A 6,167-nucleotide genomic window follows, 5' to 3' on the forward strand; every position below is an offset into this window, starting at 1 on the left:
GCCCGCCACCGTAACGGCTGGGCCGCCGCGCGGCCCGGTGCGGCGGCCGGGTGGCCGACCGTGTCGGAAACCGTTGACCCCACGCCCACACGCCCCTCCGCCGCCGGCTAGGTGAGCGCGGAGAGCAGTCGCTGCTCCTTGGCGGGGACGATCCCCTGCCGGTGGGGTGCGCCCTGGCGCCCCTTGCGGCCATCGGCGTCGGTGTCCTCGGCCGGCCCGCGCTGCCGGAGCCAGGCCCAGGTGTCGCGTGCGGTCTCGGCGAACGGCCGGCAGCGCAGCCCGGCCGACTGCGCCCGGGTGGTGTCGGCGAGCCAGGCGCCCGCCAGCTCCGGCACGGCGGGTGCCCAGAGCGGCAGTTCCAGCCACGGCTGGACGCTGTCCGGGCCCTCGGCGAGCAGCGGGCCGTCCGGCACCCAGACCAGCTCGGCCCGCGGCCGGCCGTCGTCCGGCTCGCCGACCACCTCGCGACAGGTGGCCAGGAACTCCCCGAAGGTGACGTTCCCGGCCGGGGCCGTGGTGAGGTAGCGGCCGGTGTGCCCGGCGGCCGCAACGTCCACGCCGAACACCGCGAAGTCGCGGACGTCGATCACCTGCATCGCCCGCTCCGGATCGCCCGGTGCCAGGACCGGGCCGCCGCGGGCCATCCGCTCCAGCCACCAGGGCAGGCGGCCGCCGTTCTCGTACGGGCCGATCAGCATCCCGCTGTTCAGGATCAGCGTGCGCTCGGCGCCGAAGTACTCCTGCACCGCACGCTCGCAGCCGGCCTTGAGTGCGCTGCTGAACGGCTGGTCGGGCGGGGTGTCGGCGGGGCAGGGGTGCAGCGGCGAGTCCTCGGTGATCGCCTGGGCCGGCCAGTCGGCGAAGGCGTGCACGGAGGAGACGAAGGTGTAGTGGCCGGCGTGTTCGCGCAGCAGCCGCGCGGAGGCGGCGGCCTGGGCGGGCTGCTGGGCGGAGGTGTCGATGACGGCGTCCCAGTGCTGCCCCCGGACCAGCCGCTCCACGTCCCCGGCGGAGTCGCGTTCGCCGTGGACGGCCTCGACCCCGGGCAGGTCGGCGTGGGAGCGGCCGCGGTTGAAGGTGGTCACCTCGTGGCCCCGGCCGAGGGCTTCGGCGGCGAAGGCGCGTCCGAGGAACGATGAACCACCGAGCAGGAGGATCTTCATACCGACAAGGCTGCCTCAGCCGACTGCACCGCAAGCGCTCTTCTGCTGACGGCAGAGGTCCCGCCCCGAGCCCGCCCCCTGAGCCCCCCGAGCCCGCCCCCTGAGCCCGCCCCCCTGGGCCCCCGCGCCCGAGTCCCGCCCGAGCCCCCGCGCCCGAGTCCCGCCGCCACCCCGCCCCGGGCCCGATCGGTCGAGGTGCTGATCCCAGGGGGGCCGCATAGCATCCCCCTGTACCGATATGTCTGATTTGGGCAGAGCTCCGGCACTGGGGAGAGCGACAGCATGGTCAACCCGGCACTCGTGGACCCGGCCACCATCCGTGCGACCGCCGCCGAGGCCTGGGTCCGCGGCTACCCGATCCTGCAGAACTACCGCACCATGTACGCGCAGGCGGTGGACGACGCCGACCCGCGGTACGTCGGCGGCTTCGGCGTCTTCCGGCACTATCCGCAGCCCTTCACCCCGGCCAACACCGACGTCGTCACCCCCAACAACGACACCCCGTACTCCTGGGCCTGGCTCGACCTGCGCACCGAGCCGTGGGTGGTCTCCGTCCCTGCCGCCGGGGACCGCTACTACGTCCTCCCGCTGCACGAACTCGACACCGTGTACGCCGGGTTCATCGGCACCCGGGCCACCGGCGGGGAGGCCGGCGACTACCTGGTGGCCGGTCCCGGCTGGCAGGGCGAGGTGCCCGGGGGCGTCAAGGGCGTCATCCGCACCGCCACCCACCTGGTCGGCATCGTCGGCCGCACCTGCCTGGCCGGAAGCGCGCCCGAGGCCGTCGAGGAGCTGAAGGAGGTCCAGCAGCAGTACCGGCTGCGCCCGCTGCACGAGTACGCCGGTACTGCGGCGCCGGAACCCGCCCCGCACCCGGTCTGGCCGGTCTGGCGCGACGAGGTGATGGACACCCTCGAGTTCTTCGGCTTCCTGGACTTCCTGCTGGGCTTCTTCCCCGGGCCGGCCGCCGAGGCGGACCTGCGCGGCCGCCTGACCGACCTCGGCATCGACGGCCGCGGCGAGTTCGAGCCGGCCACGCTGCCGATCGGGGTCCGCACCGAGATCGAGCGCGGCATCGCCGACGGCCGGGCCGAACTGGACCGCGCCGCCGCAGAGACCACCGGCTCCAGCGGGATCTTCGGCACCCGCGAGCAGATCGGCACCGCCTACCTGAAGCAGGCCGTCGGCGCGATGAAGGGCCTGTACGGGCTGCCCGAGGCGGAGGCCTGGTACACCGGCTGGGAGACCGACAGCGAGGGCAACCGCCCGCCGAACGCCAGCGACCGCGACTACGTGCTCCGCTTCGCGCCGGACGGTCTGCCGCCCGCACGGTACTTCTGGTCGGCCACCCTGTACGCGCTCCCGGACCGCCTGCTGGTCGACAACCCCCTGGACCGCTACTCGATCGGCGACCGCACCCCCGGGCTGGTCCACGACGCGGACGGCGGCCTCACCCTGTACGTCCAGCACAAGCGGCCCGCCGACGCCCAGCACTCGGCCAACTGGCTGCCCGCGCCGGACGGCCCGTTCGTGGTGGTGATCCGGCTCTACGGCCCCGACGAGTCGGCCCTCGACGGCCGCTGGACGCTCCCTCCGCTCACCCCGCGCTGACCCGCCCGACCCCGCGCCGACCCCGACCCGCGTCGGCCCCGACCCGGGTGGCCCGCCCCGCCCCGCCCGCGTCGGCCCCACCCGACGCCGCCCGCCGCGAACCCCCGCCCGCACCCGGAAGAGGACCCCGATGAACCAGCCCGAGCTGGAGGCCCTGGCCGCCGACGCCTACGTCTACGGCTACCCGCTGGTCTCCGCCCTCACCATGGTCGAGCGCTTCACCGAGGGCGGCATCGGCACCCTGCCGGCGGCTCCGTTCAACCGGCTCGGCCACGCCACCCGGCTGGCCGGCCCGGAGGACCCGTTCGTCTCGGTCAACAACGACACCGTCTACTCGATCGCCCAGCTCGACCTCTCCGAGGGCCCGCAGGTGCTGCGCGTGCCGGACACCGCCGGGGCGTACCACGTGCTGCAGTTCGTCGGCGCGTGGACCGACAACTTCGCGTACGTCGGCCGGCGCGCCACCGGCACCGGTGCGCAGACCTGGCTGATCGTCCCGCCCGGCTGGCACGGCACCACCGCGGACCACGAGCACGTGATCGTCGCGCCGACCAGGGTGGCCACCATCGTCGGCCGCTTCGCCTGCACCGGTCCGGACGACCTGCCCCGGGTCAGGGCCCTCCAGGCCGGGCTGACGCTCGAACCGCTGGAGCCGGGCGGGCTGGCCGCCGGGCTGCCCGCACCGGACCCCGACGTGCCCGAACGGCTGGCGTTCTTCGAACGGCTCCGGGTCTGGATGGCGGCCTTCCCGCCCGCCGCACCGGACGTCGAGTACCAGCAGCGGTTCGCCCCGCTCGGCCTGCTCGACACCGGCCCCTCGCCGTACCGGGCCGCCGCGCCCGAGTGGACCCTCGCCCTGCTCAAGGGCCTGGCGGCCGGCCGGGAACGAGTCGAGGACGCCATCCGGCCGCCGGAGGACCATCCGGCGGGTGAGTGGCGTTCGGTGCTGCACCTGTTCGACTACAACGTCGACTTCCTCGGCCCCGGCACGCTCGACGACCCCGAGTGGCGCATCCCCGACCGCCGCGCCGCCTACCTCAGCCGGGCCGCCGCCGCCCGGACCGGCCTCTGGGGCGGTCACGCCTACGAGGCGCTGCACGCGATGACCCACGACGACGCCGACGGCCGCCCGCTCAGCGGGGAGCACCGCTACACGCTGCGCTTCGACCAGCCGCCGCCGGCCGGCGCCTTCTGGTCCGTCACCATGTACGACCTGCCGGAGTACCACCTGGTCGCGAACCCGATCGCCCGGTACTCGATCGGCGACCGGACCCCCGGCCTGGAGTACGGCGAGGACGGTTCGCTGACGCTGCGGATCCAGCACGACCGGCCCGCCGACCCGGCCGGGGCGGCGAACTGGCTGCCCGCCCCGGAGGGCGGGTTCCGCCCGGTCATCCGGCTCTACCAGCCGGAGCCGGCCGCCCTGGACGGCAGCTACCGGGTGCCGCCCATCCAGCGGAGCTGAGCCGCCCGCAGCCCCGCGACGGCCTGCGGGCACCGCGCCGCCGAGCGGGCGCGCACCGACGAAGGGACGCACGGATGGGCGACGCCGTCGGCCGGATGCTGGCCTCGGCCGTGGGGATCGCGATCAGCCCGCTGCCGCTGGTCGCGGTGATCCTGCTGCTGGCCACGCCGAGGGGGAGGGCCAACGGCGCCGCGTTCACGGCCGGCTGGGTGACGGCGCTGGCGGCCGTGGTCGCGGTGGTGGTGTCGGCCGGTTCGGGGCTGAGCGCCGGCGCGGCGGACCCGGCCTGGGCGTGGTGGCTGAAGCTGGCGTTGGGCGTGCTGTTCCTGCTGGTGGGGCTCAAGCAGTGGCGGGACCGCCCGCGTGCGGGCCACGTGCACGGCCCGCCCCGGTGGATGCGGGCGGTCGACCGCTTCACCCCGGGCCGGTCGGCCGGGCTGGGGGCGGTCCTGGTGGTGGCGAATCCGAAGAACCTGGTGCTGGCGGTCGGCGGCGCCGTCTCGATCGCGACCAGCACGGCCTCCGGCGGCGGCAAGGCGGTCGCGGCCGCGCTGATGGTGCTGATCGGCTCGCTCTGCGCGCTGCTGCCGCTGGCGGTCCACCTCTCCGGCGGTGACCGGTCGGCCCGGGTGCTGGGGGAGTGGAAGGCGTGGATGGCGGCGCACAACGCGGCGATCACGGTCGTGGTGCTGGTCGTCCTCGGCACGAAGTACGTCGGCGACGCGATCTCGGGCCTGACCGGCTGACACCCCGGTCGGCGCCCCCAACCGGACGCCCCTGGCGGACATCCGTGCCGGACGCCCTCTGCCGGACGCCCCGCCCGGCTCAGCGCGGCGACGCGGACCGGGCGCCGGCCGGAGCGGACCCGCGGCGCGGGGCCGGGGACGCGGGCGGGGCGGACGCCGGCGCGCTCGGCCCGGCGGAGGACGGTCCCGCCGTCGGCGAGCCCGTGCCACCGGGGGAGGGCGGCGGCGAGGACGGTGGCGAGGACGGCCCGCCCGTCGGCGTCCCGCCCGGCGAGGGCGACCCCGACCCAGTCGGCCCGGCCGTAGGACCGGCTGTCGGCCCGCCGGTCGGCCCGCCGGTCGGGCCCGTCGTCGGCCCGCCCGGCGGACCGGTGCTCGGACCGGTGCTCGGACCGGTGCTCGGACCGGTGCTCGGACCAGCCGTCGGCCCGTCCGTCGCACCGGCCGTCGGCTCGGCCGGGACCGAGGCGGAGCCGCCCCGGTGGTGCGGGCCGCCGTCCAGGGTGACCACCGCCTGCGAGGGCGGCAGCGCGATCCGGGCGGTCCAGTGCCCGGCCGGGGCGAGGTCCTCGTCGACGGTGACGATCACGGTGATCCGCTGGCCGGGGGCGAGCGTTCCGGCGTCCCGGCTGAGCCGGAGCCAGCCGGCGTCCACCTCGGCGTGCCAGCGGATCTCGGTGGTCCCGGAGTTGGTGAGGGTCAGCACGGTCCGGTTGCCGTACTCGCCCGCCTCGACGGTCAGCAGCCCGCCCGACGCGGGCACCCCGCCCCCGGCCCAGCCGCCCCCGGCCCCACCGTTTCCGGCCCAGCCGCCCCCGGCACCGCGGCCGGCCGCGGGCGCCGGCGCAGCGACCAGCGTCGGACTGCCGAGCGGTGTCGCGCCGTGCGCGGGGACGGGGATCGCCGGCCCCTGGAGCCCCGGAAGCAACGTTTCTGCAGTGATCGCCCCGGTCCCGGCCAGCTCCAGCCCGGCCACCACCGGAGCCGCCCCGACGGCGCCCACCGCGCCGCCGACCTGCCCGGCCTGCCCGTCGGCCGCCCCGGGCGCGCCCGCGGCCCGCCGGTCGTCCTCGACCCGGACCGAGGTCACAGCTTCAACGACGTGCTGCCGGGCTGGTTCCAGACCTACGTCGGCCTGGAGGAGGCCGCCGCACTGATCCGCACCTACGAAGTGCAGTTCAT

General features: G+C 76.2%; 5 protein-coding genes and 1 pseudogene. 4 read left to right on the forward strand and 2 right to left on the reverse strand.

All coding sequences use genetic code 11. The features are described 5' to 3' along the window. Positions 1 to 107: 107 nt before the first annotated feature. On the reverse strand, positions 108 to 1,163 hold the full coding sequence (locus tag ABZ885_RS33460) for an NAD-dependent epimerase/dehydratase family protein (RefSeq protein WP_360197154.1): 1,056 nt from the start codon (positions 1,161 to 1,163) through the stop codon (positions 108 to 110). A gap of 282 nt (positions 1,164 to 1,445) precedes the next feature. Between ABZ885_RS33460 and ABZ885_RS33465 the strand changes: the two genes are divergently transcribed. From ABZ885_RS33465 to ABZ885_RS33475, 3 genes are all read left to right on the forward strand, one after another. Then, the gene (locus ABZ885_RS33465) at positions 1,446 to 2,774 is read left to right on the forward strand and encodes a DUF1254 domain-containing protein (protein ID WP_360197157.1); all 1,329 of its coding nucleotides are present in this window, start codon (positions 1,446 to 1,448) and stop codon (positions 2,772 to 2,774) included. A gap of 130 nt (positions 2,775 to 2,904) precedes the next feature. After that, entirely contained in the window at positions 2,905 to 4,239 is a 1,335-nt protein-coding gene (locus ABZ885_RS33470; protein WP_360197159.1) for a DUF1254 domain-containing protein, read from the forward strand. Between the two features lie 74 nt (positions 4,240 to 4,313). Next, positions 4,314 to 4,985: a GAP family protein gene (locus ABZ885_RS33475; RefSeq protein ID WP_360197162.1), complete on the forward strand. Its 672-nt coding sequence runs from the start codon at positions 4,314 to 4,316 to the stop codon at positions 4,983 to 4,985. Positions 4,986 to 5,064: 79 nt separating this feature from the next. Here ABZ885_RS33475 and ABZ885_RS33480 read toward each other — a convergent pair whose 3' ends face one another. Further along, positions 5,065 to 5,748 carry a hypothetical protein gene (locus ABZ885_RS33480; protein WP_360197165.1) on the reverse strand — a complete coding sequence of 228 codons (684 nt, stop codon included), beginning with the start codon at positions 5,746 to 5,748 and terminating at the stop codon, positions 5,065 to 5,067. A 120-nt stretch (positions 5,749 to 5,868) separates the two neighbouring features. On the opposite strand from ABZ885_RS33480, the pseudogene ABZ885_RS33485 reads away from it, so the two are divergent. Next, positions 5,869 to 6,167 (forward strand): annotated as a pseudogene (locus tag ABZ885_RS33485) (hypothetical protein); the annotation flags it as partial.

Source organism: Kitasatospora sp. NPDC047058 (assembly GCF_040643935.1).
Classification (GTDB): Bacteria; Actinomycetota; Actinomycetes; order Streptomycetales; family Streptomycetaceae; genus Kitasatospora.

Excerpts from the sequence above, each read along its gene's own strand:
- ABZ885_RS33470 (WP_360197159.1), top strand. The coding sequence starts at position 2,905 with ATGAACCAGCCCGAGCTGGAGGCCCTGGCCGCCGACGCCTACGTCTAC.
- ABZ885_RS33475 (WP_360197162.1), top strand. The coding sequence starts at position 4,314 with ATGGGCGACGCCGTCGGCCGGATGCTGGCCTCGGCCGTGGGGATCGCG.
- ABZ885_RS33460 (WP_360197154.1), bottom strand. The coding sequence starts at position 1,163 with ATGAAGATCCTCCTGCTCGGTGGTTCATCGTTCCTCGGACGCGCCTTC.
- ABZ885_RS33465 (WP_360197157.1), top strand. The coding sequence starts at position 1,446 with ATGGTCAACCCGGCACTCGTGGACCCGGCCACCATCCGTGCGACCGCC.